Origin of the sequence: Buttiauxella ferragutiae, from assembly GCF_022637515.1 — a bacterium.
In the GTDB taxonomy this organism is placed as follows: Bacteria; Pseudomonadota; Gammaproteobacteria; order Enterobacterales; family Enterobacteriaceae; genus Buttiauxella; species Buttiauxella ferragutiae.
The window spans coordinates 2,773,199-2,790,052 of the sequence record NZ_CP093332.1; the positions used below are offsets into that span (position 1 = coordinate 2,773,199).

The 16,854-nt window shown below is 53.6% G+C and carries 15 protein-coding genes and 1 pseudogene; 5 read left to right on the forward strand and 11 right to left on the reverse strand.

Annotated features, from left to right (window positions below):
• The first annotated feature begins 6 nt into the window (after positions 1-6).
• Positions 7-1,203: a sugar transporter gene (locus MNO13_RS12825; protein WP_064546806.1), complete on the forward strand. Its 1,197-nt coding sequence runs from the start codon at positions 7-9 to the stop codon at positions 1,201-1,203.
• A gap of 49 nt (positions 1,204-1,252) precedes the next feature.
• On the opposite strand, the gene MNO13_RS12830 is transcribed toward MNO13_RS12825, so the two are convergent.
• Positions 1,253-1,924: a MarC family NAAT transporter gene (locus MNO13_RS12830; protein ID WP_064546808.1), complete on the reverse strand. Its 672-nt coding sequence runs from the start codon at positions 1,922-1,924 to the stop codon at positions 1,253-1,255.
• 199 nt (positions 1,925-2,123) lie between these two features.
• On the opposite strand from MNO13_RS12830, the gene marR reads away from it, so the two are divergent.
• The 3 genes from marR to marB are packed head-to-tail and all read left to right on the forward strand — an operon-like array spanning position 2,124 to position 3,215.
• Positions 2,124-2,558, forward strand: a complete 435-nt coding sequence (gene marR / locus MNO13_RS12835; protein ID WP_064546810.1) for a multiple antibiotic resistance transcriptional regulator MarR — start codon at positions 2,124-2,126, stop codon at positions 2,556-2,558.
• Between the two features lie 20 nt (positions 2,559-2,578).
• Positions 2,579-2,953, forward strand: coding sequence for an MDR efflux pump AcrAB transcriptional activator MarA (gene marA, locus MNO13_RS12840; RefSeq protein WP_064546812.1), 375 nt, complete (start codon positions 2,579-2,581; stop codon positions 2,951-2,953).
• Between the two features lie 52 nt (positions 2,954-3,005).
• On the forward strand, positions 3,006-3,215 hold the full coding sequence (marB, locus tag MNO13_RS12845; RefSeq protein ID WP_064546814.1) for a multiple antibiotic resistance regulatory protein MarB: 210 nt from the start codon (positions 3,006-3,008) through the stop codon (positions 3,213-3,215).
• 42 nt (positions 3,216-3,257) lie between these two features.
• On the opposite strand, the gene eamA is transcribed toward marB, so the two are convergent.
• On the reverse strand, positions 3,258-4,151 hold the full coding sequence (gene eamA, locus MNO13_RS12850; protein ID WP_133521455.1) for an O-acetylserine/cysteine exporter: 894 nt from the start codon (positions 4,149-4,151) through the stop codon (positions 3,258-3,260).
• Between the two features lie 190 nt (positions 4,152-4,341).
• On the opposite strand from eamA, the gene ydeE reads away from it, so the two are divergent.
• Positions 4,342-5,553, forward strand: coding sequence for an efflux MFS transporter YdeE (gene ydeE, locus MNO13_RS12855; protein WP_241938818.1), 1,212 nt, complete (start codon positions 4,342-4,344; stop codon positions 5,551-5,553).
• Between the two features lie 40 nt (positions 5,554-5,593).
• On the opposite strand, the gene MNO13_RS12860 is transcribed toward ydeE, so the two are convergent.
• The 9 genes and pseudogenes from MNO13_RS12860 to uca form a co-directional block, all read right to left on the reverse strand.
• Positions 5,594-5,917, reverse strand: a complete 324-nt coding sequence (locus MNO13_RS12860) for a GNAT family N-acetyltransferase (RefSeq protein ID WP_232885973.1) — start codon at positions 5,915-5,917, stop codon at positions 5,594-5,596.
• 162 nt (positions 5,918-6,079) lie between these two features.
• Positions 6,080-6,769: pseudogene (locus tag MNO13_RS12865) on the reverse strand (GNAT family N-acetyltransferase); the annotation flags it as partial.
• A gap of 103 nt (positions 6,770-6,872) precedes the next feature.
• Positions 6,873-7,571, reverse strand: a complete 699-nt coding sequence (gene urtE, locus MNO13_RS12870; RefSeq protein WP_241938819.1) for an urea ABC transporter ATP-binding subunit UrtE — start codon at positions 7,569-7,571, stop codon at positions 6,873-6,875.
• Between the two features lie 132 nt (positions 7,572-7,703).
• Entirely contained in the window at positions 7,704-8,501 is a 798-nt protein-coding gene (urtD, locus tag MNO13_RS12875) for an urea ABC transporter ATP-binding protein UrtD (RefSeq protein ID WP_241938820.1), read from the reverse strand.
• A complete protein-coding gene (gene urtC, locus MNO13_RS12880) occupies positions 8,501-9,574 on the reverse strand; it encodes an urea ABC transporter permease subunit UrtC (RefSeq protein ID WP_121813452.1) in 1,074 nt (357 codons plus the stop codon). Before urtC ends, urtD begins: the two co-directional genes overlap by 1 nt.
• A complete protein-coding gene (gene urtB, locus MNO13_RS12885; protein ID WP_121813451.1) occupies positions 9,574-11,064 on the reverse strand; it encodes an urea ABC transporter permease subunit UrtB in 1,491 nt (496 codons plus the stop codon). Before urtB ends, urtC begins: the two co-directional genes overlap by 1 nt.
• A 103-nt stretch (positions 11,065-11,167) precedes the next feature.
• Positions 11,168-12,439 (reverse strand): urea ABC transporter substrate-binding protein, encoded by a 1,272-nt coding sequence (gene urtA / locus MNO13_RS12890; RefSeq protein WP_241938821.1) that lies wholly within the window; start codon positions 12,437-12,439, stop codon positions 11,168-11,170.
• Between the two features lie 25 nt (positions 12,440-12,464).
• Positions 12,465-13,142 carry a GntR family transcriptional regulator gene (locus MNO13_RS12895; protein ID WP_121813450.1) on the reverse strand — a complete coding sequence of 226 codons (678 nt, stop codon included), beginning with the start codon at positions 13,140-13,142 and terminating at the stop codon, positions 12,465-12,467.
• A 91-nt stretch (positions 13,143-13,233) separates the two neighbouring features.
• On the reverse strand, positions 13,234-16,854 hold the full coding sequence (gene uca / locus MNO13_RS12900) for an urea carboxylase (protein WP_241938822.1): 3,621 nt from the start codon (positions 16,852-16,854) through the stop codon (positions 13,234-13,236).

The window sequence follows — 16,854 nt, forward strand, 5'->3', positions numbered from 1 at the left end:
CCATCTATGACTATAAGCAAAGTCTCACGCAAAACGGCGTGGCTACGCGTCGTTACGCTCGCTGTCGCGGCCTTTATTTTTAACACCACGGAATTTGTCCCGGTTGGTTTACTGTCTGACATTGCCGATAGTTTTGGTATGCAGACTGCGCAAGTTGGGATCATGCTAACTATCTACGCATGGGTGGTGGCGCTAATGTCCCTTCCCTTTATGCTGTTAACCAGTCAGGTCGAACGAAAGCGCTTATTGGTCAGTATTTTCGTCTTATTTATCGTAAGCCACGTGCTCTCATTCGTCGCCTGGAGCTTCCCGGTGTTGGTGATTAGCCGCATTGGGATTGCCTTTGCCCACGCCATATTCTGGTCAATTACCGCGTCGCTGGCGATTCGTATGGCACCGGCCGGGAAAAAGGCTCAAGCACTCAGCTTGATAGCCACTGGTACCGCGCTGGCGATGGTTTTAGGTTTGCCGCTTGGACGGATCGTTGGGCAATATTTCGGCTGGCGTACCACTTTCTTCGCTATTGGTGTCGTCGCGGCGCTCACGCTGTTCTGTGTGATGAAACTGCTGCCTAAATTGCCAAGCGAACACTCAGGTTCGCTGAAAAGTTTGCCGTTGCTGTTTAAACGCCCAGCCCTGGTGAGCTTATATGTATTGGTCGCGGTGGTGGTGACCGCGCATTACACCGCCTACAGCTACATCGAACCGTTCGTACAAACCGTAGCCGGATTGAGTGCGAATGTGGCGACTCTGCTACTGTTGGTGCTGGGTGCCGCAGGGATTATTGGCAGCGTGCTGTTTGGTAAACTGGGCAATCGCCATTCATCAACGCTGGTCAGCGGTTCGATCGGTTTACTGGTGTTGTGCCTCGCGTTGTTACTGCCTGCCGCGCAAAGCAGCACTCAGCTCACTCTGTTATGCCTGTTCTGGGGAATCGCCATTATGGTTATCACCCTCGGCATGCAGGTGAAAGTTTTGGCACTGGCACCCGATGCAACCGATGTTTCTATGGCGTTATTCTCAGGGATTTTTAATCTCGGGATTGGCGCGGGCGCGTTGGTAGGTAACCAGGTTAGCCTGCATTTTGATATGTCGAGTATTGGGCTGGTGGGGGCGGTTCCGGCACTGGTGGCGCTTATCGTTTCAGTATTAATTTTCCGTCGTTGGCCGGTTTCCTTAGAAGAACAGCACAGCCACGGTTAGCCAGGATAAAAGGATGTCGGGTAGCGTTGCGCTTACCCGACATTCGCGTTTATTGGGCTGGAAACTTGGTAATAATCTCTAGTACCCCGTTAATAATGAACTGAACCCCCATACACACCAGCAGGAAGCCCATCAGGCGCGAAATCGCTTCAATACCGCTCTTGCCGACCAGGCGCATAATCGCACCAGAACTGCGTAAACTCCCCCACAAAATCAGCCCTACCAGCGCAAAAATCAGCGGTGGAGCCACCAGCACAACCCAGGCGGGGAAATTGACACCATGCTCAACCGTTGACGATGAACTGATGATCATCGCAATGGTCCCCGGCCCCGCCGTACTTGGCATCGCCAATGGGACAAACGCGATATTGGTATCAGGCTCCTGCTCAAGCTCCTCGGCTTTTGTATGTGCTTCCGGTGATTCATGCGCCTTCTGCTGCGGGAACAGCATGCGGAAACCAATAAAGGCCACAATTAAGCCACCCGCAATACGCAAGCCCGGTATCGAAATACCAAAGGTGTTCATCACAACTTGCCCAGCGTAGTAAGCCACCATCATGATGATGAATACATTCACTGACGCCATCAGCGCAGTTCTATCACGCGCCTTTTTATTCATATCGCCAGCAAGGCCGAGGAACAATGCTACCGTTGTTAACGGGTTAGCCAGCGGCAATAACACCACCAGCCCAAACCCTATGGCCTTTACCAAATCCATCATCTTCTAACCCTTAATTGCAGTGACTTTTCGCGATTCAGAGTATAGCAGTCACCCTTCGCGCATTCGTTACAGAACTGTATGTATGTTAACAGTTGAACCGTTTTAGCTATTTGTGTCATCACATATTCATAACGTTGACATATGCTTGCCTGAGCAATAATATCTGCCGTGATTAAATATACTTGCCTGGGCAATAATAGTGAAAAACACTAACGATCTGTTTAACGAGGTGATTCCGCTTGGAAGACTGATTCATATGGTTAACCAACATAAGGATCGCCTGCTAAACGATCATCTTTCCCCACTCGATATCACCGCCACGCAATTTAAGGTGCTTTGCAGCATTTATTGCGAAGAGTGCGTACAGCCTGTCGAGTTGAAAAAAGCCTTATCAGTAGACCTGGGTGCGTTAACTCGCATGTTGGACCGCCTGCTGAGCAAGGGGTGGATTGAACGGTTGCCTAATCCCAACGACAAACGCGGTGTACTGGTACGATTGACTCCGGAAGGGAAAACATTGTGCGAAAAATGTCACCAACTTGTCGGAAAAAACCTGCATCAAGAACTGACTAAAAACCTGACAGCAGATGAAGTGACCACACTTTATCAACTGCTGACAAAGGTATTGCCGTAAAACCTGAAAAGAGGTGAACGATGTCCAGACGAAACAATGATTCAATCACCATTCAAAGCATTTTGGACTGGATTGAAGAAAACCTGGAAACCCCTCTGTCGCTAGAGAAGGTTTCGCAGCGTTCGGGCTACTCGAAGTGGCACCTGCAACGGATGTTTAAAAAAGAGACCGGCCATTCATTAGGCCAATACATCCGCAATCGCAAATTGACTGAGATCGCCCTCAAGCTGAAACAAAGCAACGAGCCGATTCTCTATTTGGCAGAGCAGTATGGGTTTGAGTCGCAACAGACGCTCACTCGGACCTTCAAGAATTACTTTTCTGTACCTCCTCATCGGTTCCGCGTTGCGTGTTCAGGTGGTGAAGGAAAGTATATTCATCCGCTAAATCATTAATATTGTTAACAAACGCTATGCAACCGTCTGTTGAGTCAGACACCGAGGATTTATGAAACGTTACATCTCCGCGGCAAGCCTGCTTTTGATTCTGGCTTCCACCAACGCTCTGGCGGAGCAATCAACCCAATTCAGTGCCACGCAAGCCAATCATGGCAACATGATTATCCCCGCGTCTGAAAACTGTGCTGACGATAGCCACATGATGGGTGACAAGTCTGAGTTGCTGGGTACGCCGTATTACCGCGACAACAGCCACTAATCTCTACCATGGCGGGTCTGGAACGCTGACCCGCCCGGCACACTAATTCGTCACCGTTCTGCGCACCCGCAAGCCGAAGACATTAATATACAATCCGCCCATAATCAGCAGCGCCCCCGCTAACTGTGTCATCGACAAGGTTTCCCCCAGCAGCCATGCGGCACTCGCCATCCCGACAACCGGCACCAGTAACGATAACGGTGCAACACGCCAGGTTTCGTAGCGCCCCAGCAAACTTCCCCAAATCCCGTAACCAACAATTGTTGCTACAAATGCGAGATAAACCAGCGACAAAATCGTCGTCATATCAATGGCTATCAGGCTTTGCCACATCACGGCTGCCCCATCGAACAGAAAACTGGCGGCAAAGAATGGCAGTACCGGAATTAATGCACTCCACACCACCAAAGACATAATTGGCGGACGCGCCTCCAGCTGCATAATTTTCTTATTGAAGATATTGCCGCATGCCCAGCTAAACGCCGCGGCCAGCGTCAGCATAAAACCGAGCAAAGCCACATGTTGCCCACCAAGACTGCCTTCAATCAGCACCAGTACACCGATAACAGCTAAGGAAATCCCCGCCAGTTGCTTGCCTTGCAGACGTTCTTTGAAGACACAAGCGCCGAGGATAATAGTGAAGAACGCCTGCGCCTGAAGCACCAGTGAAGCCAGCCCCGCAGGCATGCCAAATTTAATGGCGCTGAACAAAAATGCAAACTGCCCAAAACTGATCGTCAGCCCGTAAGCGGCCAGCAAGCGAAAAGGAATTTTCGGACGCGCGACAAACAGTAACGCAGGGAAAGCAACCAGCAAGAAACGCAGACCAGCCAATAACAGCGGCGGCATATTATGCAGCCCCATTTTGATCACTACGAAATTCAGCCCCCACACCACTACGACCAGCATCGCCAGCAGTCCATCTTTGCGCGTCATACTTCGACCTCTGTTGATATTACAAATTTGTTAAAAATTACGGCTAAACTAACAGTTTGAATAGATACAGTTGGCACTTTAAAGCTTAGATACAGAAAGCATTCCCTGATAAACGGCATCTATACTTTGCCAAATCTTCATGCTAAATCTGATAACCCCCAATTAATCATTAATAAAAACAAACGATAAAATGGTTTCTTTAGCAACGCGTTTCTCTGGCAAGCAACTCTCCATCAGCGTTTTACTGCTCTCCTCACTGTTACTGACCGTAGGACGTGGGCTAACGCTCCCCTTCATGACCATTTACCTTTCCCGGCAATACAACATGCCGTTAAACGAAATTGGCATGGCGCTGACGATGGCTCTCACCGCTGGGGTGGTTTTCAGCCTGTGGTTTGGCATCCTGGCAGATAAGTTCGACAAGAAAAAATACATGCTGCTGGCAATTGTGATTTTTCTCGGCGGATTTGTCGCGATCCCGCTGGTGAATAACGCCGTTCTGGTGGTGGTATTTTACTCGCTGATTAACTGCGCTTATTCGGTGTTTGCGACGGTGCTAAAAGGCTATTTTTCTGACACGCTGGAAATTCACCAGAAACCGAAAATTTTCTCGCTCAATTACACCTTCGCCAATATCGGTTGGACGGTTGGCCCGCCGATTGGCACGCTGGCGGTGCTCTACAGCACTAACCTGCCATTCTGGTTATCCGGCCTGACGGCGATCATTCCGTTTATCGTGATTAGCCGTTATGTGCATAGCGTGCCGGTGAGTGAACTCCAGCAAGACAGCAACGTCAGGCTTTCGCCGTTGCAAATGCTCAAAGATAAGGCGCTGATGTATTTCACTTTGTCGGCTTTCCTCGGCTCGCTGGTCTTCGGCTCGTTCGCCGCGTGTTTATCGCAGTATGCAATTGCCATCTCTGATTCGGATCTGGCACAAAAAGTGGTGGGTGTGGTTCTGCCAGTGAATGCGTTTGTGGTGGTGGTTTTTCAATACATGGTTGGTAAACGCATTCGCCCGGATAACATTAAAAAGCTGATGGCATACGGCACGCTATTTTTCATCGCCGGGCTGGCAGGCTTTATGATTTCCGGCGACAACTTGCTGTTGTGGGGCTTATCGGCGGCGGTGTTTACTCTCGGCGAGCTTATCTTCGCCCCTGGTGAATATATGCTGGTGGATAACATTGCCCCAGCGGGACTGAAAGCCAGCTATTTCTCAGCCCAACAATTGGGATGGTTAGGCGGCGCATGTAATCCACTATTCACCGGATTAATGCTGACCTGGTTGCCGCCGTATATGCTGTTTGTGGTATTGATGGCCGCCATCGCGCTGGCTTATTTGATGGTTGTGAAAGGGATGGCGGCCAAGCAAACCGAACCGCAGGTCGGACAAGCGTAGGTCGGATAAGCGCAGCGTCATCCGACATTTATGGCTTACGCTAAACCAAATCTTTTCGATACTGAATAAAGCCCGGCTTATCCGCTAACTTGTCATATAACGCCTGGCCTGCGGCATTGGTTTCATGGGTATGCCAGTACACGCGCTGGCAACTTTTCGCCTGAGCATGCTGATAAACCCCTTCGATTAATGCCCGCCCAATGCCTTTGCCGCGTGATTCAGGCGCGGTAAACAGATCCTCAAGATAACAATGATCTTCTGCCGACCAGGTGCCTCGGTGGTAAACCATATGGGTAAAACCGACCATTTTCCCCTGCCCGTCAAACGCCCCCAGCGCAAACATCGGTTCGTTAGGGTCAAGCATTCTGCGCCACGTCAGTTGGCTAATTTCATCACTGAGCTGGCTGTTGTAAAACGTCAAATAACCCTGCCATAAAACAGCCCACGCCGCGTGATCGCCCTCTTCCAGTGCTCTGACTTGCAGCGTGTTTCTGCTGTCGGCTGGACGATGGTGGCTCAGGCTTTCACGAATCTGCGCCAACCCCTGTTTCTGCACGCCATCCGGCATATTCTCAACGCAAAGCCAGCTTTCAAATGCCTGCTGAATCAGCGGCCATTCGCTATCGAGAATCGAAAACCACGCGGTATCGCGAGTGCGCTGCTTGTACACCACGGCCTGGCGGAATAACCCTTCATAACGGAAGCCAAGGCGGATCGCCGCATGGCGCGATGGGCCATTCAGACTGTCACATTTCCATTCATAGCGACGATAGCCCAGGTCAAAGGCATATTTCATCAGCAGATAATGGGCTTCGGTAGCCTGAACAGTGCGTTGCAGCAACGGCGAATACATCACAAAACCGACTTCAACTACCCCGTTCGCCGGGTCGATACGCATTAGTGACAGCGTTCCCCAGGCCTTGCCGCTCTGGCAATCGACAACCGCAAAGTGCAGCGGGTCGTTGCTCTGCGCGGCGCTGGCAATAAAGTCGGCAAATTGCTGTTGCTCAGCAAACGGCCCAATACTCAGATACGTCCAGCCACGGCCATCTTGCGCCGTATTCCATGCGGCCCACAAATCTGCACTATGTGCGTCAGATAGCGGTTCGAGGCGGCAAAAGCGCCCTTCCAGCACCCTACGTTGCGGGCGCGGGCACGGCTGCCAGGCTGGCAGAGCATGGCCTACTGGTTGTTGATATTCGTTTAATCCACTCAAGCGACGCCTCACCAGGTTTTGACATTAGTCTCCTGAATATAAACAACTAAAGGCACAACACAAAGAACCAAAATGTGGCCGTTTTTGTAGACCATGCCGTGGTTTAAATCGCCACCAGTCCCCTGACCCCATCGGTTTCCATATTCCCTCCCGCACCGCGTTGAATGATTGAACCGCGCGACATGACTAAATAGCTGTCGGCAAGGTCGGCGGCGAAGTCATAAAATTGTTCGACCAGCAAAATAGCCATATCGCCTTTTGCGGCAAGACTACTAATAACCTGACCGATCTCCTTAATCACCGAAGGCTGTATCCCTTCGGTCGGCTCGTCCAGAATCAGCAACTGCGGTTTACAGGCCAGCGCACGGCCAATGGCCAGTTGCTGCTGTTGGCCGCCGGAAAGATCGCCGCCGCGCCGCTGCTTCATCTCTTTGAGTACCGGAAACAAGTGATAAATCTCTTCCGGCACTTGTTTAGCTTCACGCCCGGTAAAACGTGAAAGCCCCATCAGCAGATTTTCTTCGACCGTTAAGCGCGGGAAAATCTCGCGTCCTTGCGGCACATAGGCAATTCCTGCCTGTACACGCTGGTGTGGTTTGCGGCTGGTGATATTATTTTGCTGCCAGTTCACGCTACCGGATTTTGCCGGGATCAACCCCATCAGGCATTTCAGCAATGTGCTTTTCCCCACGCCATTGCGCCCCAGCAGGCAGGTGACTTCACCAATCTTTGCTTCAAACGAGACGCCGCGCAGAATATGGCTGCCGCCGTAGTATTGGTTTAGATCGTTGACTATGAGCATAGTTATCCCCGCGTTTGTGTCGGATGACGCTTCGCTTATCCGACCTACATGGACAGTTTTAGGGTGGAAACACGAAGCGTCATGCACCATGAAGTTGTAGGGTGGAAAAGCGCAGCGTCCTCCACCATGAATTTAGCGCCCCAAATAAACCTCAATCACCTGTTCATTAGCCTGCACTTCACGCAGTGAACCTTCCGCCAGCACCTGCCCCTGATGCAACACCGTCACATGGTCAGCAATGGTTTCCACAAAGCCCATATCGTGCTCCACCACCATCAGCGAATGCTTGCCCGCCAGCCTGCGAAACAGTTCGGCGGTATATTCGGTTTCCGCATCGGTCATGCCTGCGGCGGGTTCGTCCAGCAACAGCAAATGCGGCTCCTGCACCAGCAACATGCCGATTTCGAGAAATTGCTTTTGCCCGTGGGAAAGCAGGCCCGCTTTGCGATGGCGTTCGGCAGCGAGTCGCAGCGTTGTCAGCATTTCGTCGATGCGGTCGCGCTGCTCAGAATTCAGTTTTGCCCGCAAACTCGCCCACACCGATTTATCAGTTTTCTGGGCAATTTCGAGATTTTCAAACACCGTCAGCGCTTCAAACACCGTCGGCTTCTGGAATTTGCGGCCAATACCGCGTTTGGCGATATCTGCCGGTTCGAGGCACATTAAATCGGTGGATTGATCGTAAAATGCCCTGCCGCTTTGCGGTTTCGTTTTGCCGGTAATCACATCCATCAGCGTGGTTTTTCCGGCACCGTTCGGGCCAATCACACAACGCAATTCGCCAACGCCAATATTGAGCGACAAATTCGTCAGAGCCTGGAAACCGTCAAAACTGACATTGATGTTTTCCAGCATCAGCACCGGGTCGGTCTGGTCGCGGAAGCGGTCAGCCTCATGCTGGCGGGTAAAAAGTGGTTCGCCGGGTTGCATTATTTCTCTCCTTTACGCAGCAGGCCAATCACGCCGCGCGGTAAAAACAGCGTGACGACGATAAAAATCAGGCCAAGAAACAGCTGCCAGTATTCCGGCACTGCCATGGTGAAGTAGCTTTTCGCACCGTTCACCAGACCTGCGCCAAGGATCGGGCCTATCAGCGTGCCGCGCCCGCCGAGTGCCACCCAAATAGCGGCTTCGATAGAGTTGGTTGGCGACATTTCACCAGGGTTGATAATCCCAACTTGTGGCACATACAACGCCCCCGCCAGCCCGCAAAGTACCGCAGATAGCGTCCACACCAGCAGCTTGAAACCTTTTGGGTCATAACCGCAGAACACCAGGCGGTTTTCCGCATCGCGCACCGCGGTTAGTACCCGGCCAAACTTGCTGCGAGCCAATGTGAAACCTATTCCGAGGCTTGCCATCAGCAACAAAACCGTGGCGATAAACAGCCCGATGCGCGTACCCGTTGCGGTAATCGGCATACCTAAGATAGTGGTAAAGCCAGTGAAACCGTTGTTGCCACCAAAGCCAGTTTCATTGCGAAAGAACAGCAGCATTCCGGCGTAGGTCAGCGCCTGGGTCATAATCGAGAAATAGACGCCTTTGATTTTTGAGCGGAAGGCAAAGAAACCAAACACCAACGCAAGCAGCCCCGGCACCAGTACAATCAGCGCCAACGCCCAGGCAAAATGCTGCGTACCCCACCAGAACCACGGCAATTGATCCCAGGAAAGGAACGACATAAACGCCGGTAGCCCGTCGCCTGCGGCCTGACGCATCAGGTACATGCCCATCGCGTAGCCGCCGAGTGCAAAGAAAATGCCATGCCCAAGTGACAATAACCCGGCGTATCCCCACACCAAATCCAGCGCAACCGCGACAGTTGCATAACAGAGGATTTTGCCGACCAGCGTCAGTGTGTAAGTCGAAAGACTCAGTGGATGACTGGCTGGCAACAGCGTCAGAAACGGCAATGTCAGCATCAGCACCACCATCAGCGAACCCAGCGCCATCGAGATGCGCGGTGCTTTGCGGGTCAGTGTTAACGTTAGCGGCTGGCTCATCAGTCGATAACCCTCCCTTTCAGGGCGAACAGGCCTTGCGGTCGTTTCTGGATAAACAGAATAATCAGCACAAGGATGAGGATTTTGCCCAGCACCGCGCCAATTTGCGGTTCCAGAATTTTGTTAAAGATCCCAAGCCCGAAAGCTGCGGCCACGGTTCCCGCCAGTTGCCCGACACCGCCGAGCACCACCACCAGGAATGAATCGATGATGTAGCCTTGCCCCAGCTCCGGGCCGACGTTACCAAGCTGAGAAAGCGCCACCCCGCCAAGACCTGCAATGCCGGAACCGAGGCCAAACGCCAGCATATCCACGCGCCCGGTTGGCACGCCGCAGCAGGCGGCCATGGCGCGGTTTTGCGTCACGGCTCGCACATTCATGCCAAGACGCGTTTTATTGAGCAGCAACCAGGTGAAGAGCAACACCAGCATCACGAAACCAATCACCACCAGGCGGTTCCACGGCAAAATCAGGTTTGGCAGCACTTGTACGCCACCAGACAGCCACGCCGGGTTGGCGACCTCCATGTTCTGCGCACCAAACACCATGCGCACAATCTGGATAAGCATCAGGCTGATGCCCCACGTCGCCAGCAAGGTTTCCAGCGGGCGGCCATAAAGATGGCGAATCACGGTGCGCTCAAGCGCCATGCCGATTCCGGCGGTGATGGCAAATGCCACCGGCAAAGCGACAATCGGGTAAAACGTCAGCCAGGCCGGTGCATATTGCTGAAAAGCGCTTTGCACCAGCCATGCGGAATACGCGCCCAACATCAGCATTTCGCCATGCGCCATATTAATCACGCCCAGCAAACCGTAGGTAATCGCCAGCCCCAGCGCTGCCAGCAGCAAAATAGAACCCAGCGACAGCCCCATAAATGCCTGACCGAGAATCTCGCCCAGCATTAAACGGTGTTGAATTTTTTTCAGCCCTTCGCTCGCCGCTTTGCGCACCTGCGCGTCGGGTTCGGTCTGCGCGTCCGTCAGCGGTTTGAGTAGTGCCTGGGTGTCGGGGTCAGCCGAGTGACTCAGCAGGTCGACTGCATTTAAACGCACTTTTGCGTCAGTGCTCGCGAGTTGTAGTTGTGCCAGCACGCCTTCCAGCGCGTGGCGGACATTTTCATCCGGTTCAGCTTTCAGCCTTTGTTGCAGCAACGGCAGCAAATCAGGCTGCACGTCGCGTTGCAGCGCCTCTGCCGCTTGCAAACGCTCAGTGACATTGTCACTTATCAGGCGATGACTGGCGAGTGCGCTGCCTGCAAGAACGCGTAATCGGTTAGTCAGTCGGACTTTTTTATCGTTAATGACCAGATTTTCTTGCGCCAGAGCGTTGAGTAACGGTAACCGCTTTGCATCCGGTGCCGCCGCCCATGTTTGCAGCAGTTTTGCCTGTTGCGTGCGGTTTGCTGCGGCAAAATCCTCAGCGTCTCCGGCATGAGCGAAACACGGCAGCAGCCAGGCTACGAATAACAGGCAGCGGAGTAGTTTCATGGGCATCTCCTGGAGTTTATGGTGGATGACGCTGCGCTTATCCACCCTACAAAGGCATTTGTAGGTCGGGTAAGCGTTAGCGTCACCCGACACTGGTTTTGCTTTAGTTGCTCGCCATTTTCACAGGCTCGTCAGACTTCTTGTCGTTACCGGCAATGAACGGGCTCCACGGCTGGGCGCGTACCGGTGCATCGGTCTGCCACACCACGTTGAACTGGCCGTTGCCTTCGATTTCACCAATCATCACTGGCTTATGCAGATGGTGGTTGGTGGCGTCCATGGTGAGCGTAAAGCCAGACGGCGCTTTGTATGTTTGCCCTGCCATCGCCTCACGAACTTTGTCGACGTCCGTGCTTCCGGCTTTTTCCACCGCTTGCGCCCACATATGGATGCCGACGTAGGTCGCTTCCATCGGGTCGTTGGTCACGACCGTGTCGGCATTCGGCAGCTTGTGGGCTTTGGCGTAGGCTTTCCATTCGGCGACAAACGCTTTGTTGGTTGGGTTATCCACCGATTCGAAGTAGTTCCATGCCGCCAGGTTGCCGACCAACGGTTTGGTGTCGATACCGCGCAGCTCTTCTTCGCCGACCGAGAACGCTACCACCGGAACATCGGTCGCTTTCAGGCCCTGATTGGCGAGTTCTTTGTAGAACGGCACGTTGGAGTCGCCGTTAATGGTGGAGATAACCGCGGTTTTGCCGCCCGCCGAGAATTTCTTGATATTGGCAACAATGGTCTGGTAATCGCTGTAACCAAACGGCGTATACACCTCTTCAATGTCTTTATCCTGCACGCCTTTGGAATGCAGGAACGCGCGCAGAATCTTGTTGGTAGTGCGCGGGTAAACGTAATCCGTACCCAACAGGAAGTAGCGTTTCGCCGCCCCGCCGTCTTCGCTCATCAGGTATTCCACCGCCGGGATCGCCTGCTGGTTTGGTGCCGCACCGGTATAAAACACGTTTGGCGACATCTCTTCACCTTCGTACTGCACCGGGTAGAACAGCAGCCCGTTCAGCTCCTCAAACACCGGCAACACTGATTTGCGTGATACCGACGTCCAGCAGCCAAACACCACCGCCGCTTTATCCTGACTTAATAACTGGCGTGCTTTTTCAGCGAACAGCGGCCAGTTTGACGCCGGGTCAACCACCACTGGTTCGAGCTGTTTGCCCAGCACGCCGCCTTTGGCGTTAATGTCGGCGATAGTCATCAGCGCCACATCTTTGAGCGGCGTTTCAGAAATCGCCATAGTGCCGGACAGCGAGTGCATGATGCCCACTTTGATGGTGTCAGCCGCTTGTGCGCTGAAGGCCAGCCCCATGCTGACAACAGACGCGGAGAGCGCGAAAGCTTTAATGAAGGTGCGACGTTGCATAGTGTGTGTACTCCCAAACGTATTATTAAGAAATAACCCCATGCTTCGCCTGATGAAGCATATGGAGAGTAATTTGACGAACCTCTTTCTGACTTGCGGCTATATGGTCGTGTAAGCGGGTCTGCGCCTCCTGAAGTTGACGGTTCAAAATGGCGAGCAAAATCTGCCCATGCTCGAGATACGTGGCACTGACGCGGGGGCGTTTGGTGAAATCCAGCCGCCGCACAATACGAATTTTTTCGGTGATTTCGCGGTGTACCCGCGCCATTTCCGGGTTACCTGCGGCTTCGACCAGCGTCATATGGAAAACTTCATCGTGGCTGGCGACTTCCGCGCCGTCTGGCAATTGCGGTGCATCAATCCAGAACTGCTTTAGCGCCTGTAACGACCGCGAGCGTACTTCTGCAGGCAGCGCACATAGCCGTTTTACGGCTTCCAGTTCCAACACAATGCGCAGATCGTAGAGTGATTCCAGATGATCGAAATCCACCGCTTTGATCTGCCAACCGCTACGCGGCTGCACTTCGACATAGCCTTCTTGTTCCAGCGCATACAGCGCCTGGCGCACCGGAGTGCGGCTCGCCGCCATGCGCACTGCGATGTCGTTTTCGCTGAATCGGTCGCCTGGCAGTAACTGGAAATCAAAAATTTCCTGTTTCAGTAAGCGGTAGATGCGCTCGGCAATGCCTTCTGGTTTTTTCATGCCCTCACCCTCTCCCACGGGAGAGGGGATTGTTCGGTTTTCTCCTTCTCCTGGGGGAGAAGGTCGGGATGAGGGCGTCCGTTACCAAACATCACACCGCATCCAGCCACAACAACGCATCGCCCGGCCCAACCGGATGCCCTTGCTGGCAACTGATTCGCAAGACCGTGCCATCACATGGTGCGGCCACCATCAGTTCCATCTTCATGGCTTCCACCACAATCAACGGCTCACCCTGCTTCACCGTTTGCCCAGGTTCCACGAGGATTTTCCAGATATTGCCGTTCAAATCGGCACTCACCAGATGGCCCTCCTGGTCTTCAATATCCAGCGGCTCCGCCTGCATCGCGATCTCAATGGCAGCACTTTCTTGCTCTTTCCAGTTCGCCACTTCGCGGTTAAATGCCAGTTGTTGGTGCTGGCGGAAATCAGCAATGTCATCGGCGTTGTCGGCAAGGAACGTGGTGTAAGCGGCAAAATCAAACTCGACTTCTTCAACACGCACCTGCGCGCGTCCTTCACGGAAAGCGCTGCGGAACTCGGTCAACTCATCTTCCGTTACCGGATAAAAACGCACCTGGTCGAAGAATTTCAGCAGCCATGGTTCGTCGCCAAACTGTTCGTTTTTAAGGAATTTATTCCAGATAGGCAGCGTGCGCCCCACCAGTTGGTATCCACCGGGTGAATCCATGCCGTAGATGCACATATACATGCCGCCAATCCCGACGGTGCCTTCGGCAGTCCAGGTGCGCGCTGGGTTATATTTCGAACTGAGTAAGCGGTGGCGCGGGTCGAGCGGCACTGCGCACGGTGCGCCGAGATACACATCTCCCAAACCCAGAATCAAATAACTGGCGTTAAAGATGATCTCCCGAACCTCGTCGCGGTGCGCCAGCCCATTGGTGCGCTGAATAAATTCAACGTTATTGGGCAGCCATGGCGCATCGGCGCGCACGGTTTCTTTGTAACGCTCAACGGCGGCAAGGGTTGCACTGTCTTCAAAGGCCATCGGCAAATGCACAATGCGCGACGGGATTTTAAGTTTCGTGACATCGCCGAGCTGTTTTTCCAGGCCAAGCAGTAAAGTGAGCAATTGCGACTGGGAAATATGCTGGCTGTCGTAACGCACTTGCAGCGAACGCACGCCCGGCGAAAGCTCTTCAATGCCGGAAACCCCGACCTGATTGATGGCTTTCATCAGCAGATAAATACGCAGGCGCAGCGCCAAATCCAGCACGTTGTCGCCATATTCGATCAGCACATAGTTGTCACCTGCCTGGCGGTATACCACCGCCGGTAAATCACCCTGCGCCGCCAGTTCTGCGAGAATTGCCGCACTTGAAGTGGTAGTTGGGGTGATCGACGGGTGCAAATCCGGCAGGTTCAACACGTGCAGCAAATTAGTGACCGCCACGTCCTGGGCGATTTCCAGCGACTGAGCATGTTCAAAAGTAATGGCGTGGAAGCGAATACGGTCGCCAGGCTTCACCTGCCCGACTTTCCACAGTTCCGCTTTGGCAATGGTCACTGGGCAAACAAACCCACCAAGGCTTGGGCCGTCGCGCGTCAAAATCACCGGGAAGTCTCCGGTAAAATTCACCGCGCCAATCGCGTATTCACAGTCGTGAACGTTGGAAGGATGCAGCCCCGCTTCGCCACCGTCAGCTCGCGTCCACTGCGGTTTCGGGCCAACTAATCGCACGCCAAGGCGGTTGGAGTTGTAGTGAACCTGCCATTCGGACTCAAAGAACGTTTGCATCGACTCCGGCGTGAAGAAATCAGGTGCACCGTGTGGCCCGTACAACACACCGATTTCCCACACATCGCTGTACTGCGGAATCACCGCCGGTTCCGGCGTTTGCGGCAGTGAAATCGGCGCAGGCGTGGTGCAGGCTGGCAAGCAAGGCTGGGAAATCGCCAGCACATCCGCCACTCGCAAGGTGCGCCCGGCGTGGCCGCCGAACTGCCCAAGGGCAAACGTTGAGCGGCTACCGAGATACACCGGCACATCAATTCCGTTACGCACCGCCAGATAGGTGCGACAACCCGAAGTCGCACGCCCCAGCTTTAACGTTTGCCCTGCTTTCACAATCACTGGCTGCCAGTAAGGAACCGCTTCATTGTCGAGCGTTGCCGGGCAATCCGCGCCCGTTAAGGCAATGGTCGCCGCACTGTGGAAACGCAGCGTTGGCCCTTGCAGGGTAAATTCAAGACCTGCGGCTGACGGATGGTTGCCGACAATGCGATTTGCGAGGCGAAACGCAAAATCGTCCATTGGCCCCGATGGCGGCACGCCAATGTCCCAGTAACCCAGTCGACCAGGGCTGTCCTGCACGCTGCTCCAGGTGCCCGGCTCCAGCACTTCAATCGCATGCGCCTGGTATTCCACACCATCAAGCAAACGCGTCCACATCATTCCGGCTTTAAATTCAGCCAGTTGCACTATTTGGCGCAGGTAATCGAGGTTGGTGGAGATACCGTGTAAACGCGTGGCGGCGAGCGCGGTGTTCAGTTTACTTAACGCCTGCTGACGATCGTCACCATAAACGATCACTTTGGCGATCATCGGATCGTAAAACGCGCTCACTTCGCTGCCCGTACTCACCCAACCATCGACGCGCACATTTTCGGGGAAGAAAACGTCGGTCAGCACGCCAGGGCTTGGCTGGAAGTTTTTCAACGCATCTTCGGCGTAAATGCGCACCTCGATGGATGCCCCTTTCGGCGGTTGCGCTAAACGCTGCCAGTCAAACGTGACGCCTGCGGCGACGTTAATCATGCATTCGATAAGATCCAGACCGGTGACCATTTCGGTAACCGGGTGCTCTACCTGCAAACGGGTATTCACTTCGAGGAAGTAAAACGCATCGCGGGCAGCATCGTAGATAAACTCCACGGTGCCTGCGCTGCGGTAATTCACCGATTCGCCGAGTGCCACGGCGGCGGCGTGAATAGCTTCACGCGTGGCCTGCGGTAAATTTGGCGCGGGCGTTTCTTCAACAACTTTCTGGTTACGGCGTTGCAATGAACAATCGCGTTCGCCCAGCGCCACCACTTTGCCTTTGCCGTCGCCAAAAATTTGCACTTCAAGATGGCGCGCCCGGTCGACAAAACGCTCGATAAACACGCCATCGTCGCTGAAAAACTGCTGGCCCATGCGTTTCACGCTCGACCAGGCGTCAACCAGGCTCGCTTCATCTTCACAACGTGTCAGGCCAATGCCACCACCACCAGCGGTAGTTTTCAGCATTACCGGGTAACCAATTTCAGCTGCCGCCAGTTGCGCTTCTTTCAGCGTTAACAGCAAACCGGTTCCCGGCGTCATTGGTACATCAGCTTTAAACGCCAGGTCGCGAGCGCAATGCTTCAGCCCAAAGTCACGGATTTGTTCAGCGGTGGGGCCGATAAAAACGAGGCCGTTTTCAGCGCACGCCTGGGCAAATTCCGCGCGTTCGGACAAAAAACCGTAGCCTGGGAAAATCGCCTGAGCGCCGCTTTGTTTGGCTGCTGCGATGATTTTCTCGATATCAAGATAGCTTTCAGCCGCTTTCTCACCGCCCAACGCGATGGCGACGTCGGCATCCATCACATGCTGTGCATTGGCATCGGGTTCGGAATACACCGCCACGCTGGCGATCCCCATTTTTTTCAATGTTTTAATGGCGCGAACAGCAATTTCACCGCGGTTGGCTATCAATACTGAGCTAAACAT